General features: G+C 65.5%; 1 protein-coding gene. It reads right to left on the bottom strand.

Translation table 11 applies throughout. The annotated features are described in order from the left end of the window. Positions 1-1,356, bottom strand: a 1,356-nt coding sequence (locus K5D32_RS25700; RefSeq protein ID WP_221602318.1) for a filamentous hemagglutinin N-terminal domain-containing protein, incomplete at both ends; no start/stop codon positions are given.

The raw sequence follows: 1,356 nt of genomic DNA, 5'->3' as shown, positions 1-1,356 counted from the left end.
GTTATCCAGCGACGCGGCGTTGATCGTCAGGCTGCCCGCGCTGGAGATCAGGCCTTTCTGGCCGTTCGACACGTCACTGGCCGTGACTTCAACGCTGCCGCCCTGGCTCAGGATGCGCCCTGACTGGCGGTTATCCAGGGTCGTGGCCGTGATCCGGGTACTGGACTGCCCGCTCAGGGTCCCGCCCTGGTTGTTCAGGGTCTGGCTGGCCGTCGCCTGCAGGGCGCGGCTGGCCACGACGCTGCCAGTGTTGGTCAGGTTGCCCGCCGAGAGCACCACATCGCCGGAGGCATTGCGGCTGTTGTCGGCATTGATGCCCGCTTCGATGATCGCGGTGTTGGTCAACTGGCCAGTGCTGGACAGCGTGACCACATCCCGCGCCGCGACATTCTGCTCAATGGTCAGATCGCCCGGCGTGGTGACCGACAGCGAAGACCCTGCATACAGCGGCCCCTTCACCTCCACCGCCTTGGCATTCACCGCCATCGCCCCACTGGCCACCGCCTGGGTCAGGGTCAACTGGCCGTTGGCATCGATCTGGATATCACCGGCACTGGCCGCCACATTGCTCGCCAGCCGAACCCCGACTCCCGCCTCGGTGCCCACCAGCTTCACAGCCCCGACGTACATCCCGCCCAGCGCCGAGCTGTCGATGGCCAGTTCCGGTTTGACGCTGCCATCGTCCGCCAGCGCCGTGGAGCTCAGGGTCTGGGCGTCGACGTCATTGCGACCGGCGATGATGTTGAGCTTTTTCGCGTGCAGTTCGGCGTTGATCTTCGCGCTGCGGGTGATGATGTCGAACTGATCGACGTTATCGGCGTTCAGCCCCAGCCCTTCGATGGCCACGCTGCCGTTCTGGACATTGAACCGCACCAGGCTGCCGTTGCTGTCGAGCACGGGCTTGCCGGTGGTCAGGGTCACCTGCGGGGTATTGAGAAAACCGCAGCCGTTACAGGTGATCCCGTAGGGGTTGGCGACGATCACCCGCGCCGCCTGCCCGGCCACTTCGGTGTAGCCCTTGAGCTGGCTGGCGTTGGCGCCCACCACCTCGTTGAGAATGACCTGCGCCGCCACCCCGTTGTTGAGGTTCGGGTTGCCGACGATGATCCCGCCCAGCTGGGTCGCGCCGGTCTGCTGGGCGATGTTGTTGAGGATCAGGCCCTGGGCCTCGACGTTGTACTGCTGGAACTGGTTATGCGACAGCCCGCCGGCATTGGGCGTCGCGATATTCACGATCGGCACGCCATTGCCCGCCTGCCCCAGGCCGGTCCCCGAACCACTGACCACCACGCCATCAGCCTGCGCCCACATCGGCTGCCAGAACATCGCATTGGCCAGGATCAGCGCAATGCCGCG

This window comes from Pseudomonas cichorii, from assembly GCF_019719005.1.
Lineage (GTDB): Bacteria > Pseudomonadota > Gammaproteobacteria > Pseudomonadales > Pseudomonadaceae > Aquipseudomonas > Aquipseudomonas cichorii_E.
This window is presented reverse-complemented; position numbering and strand designations above follow the sequence as displayed.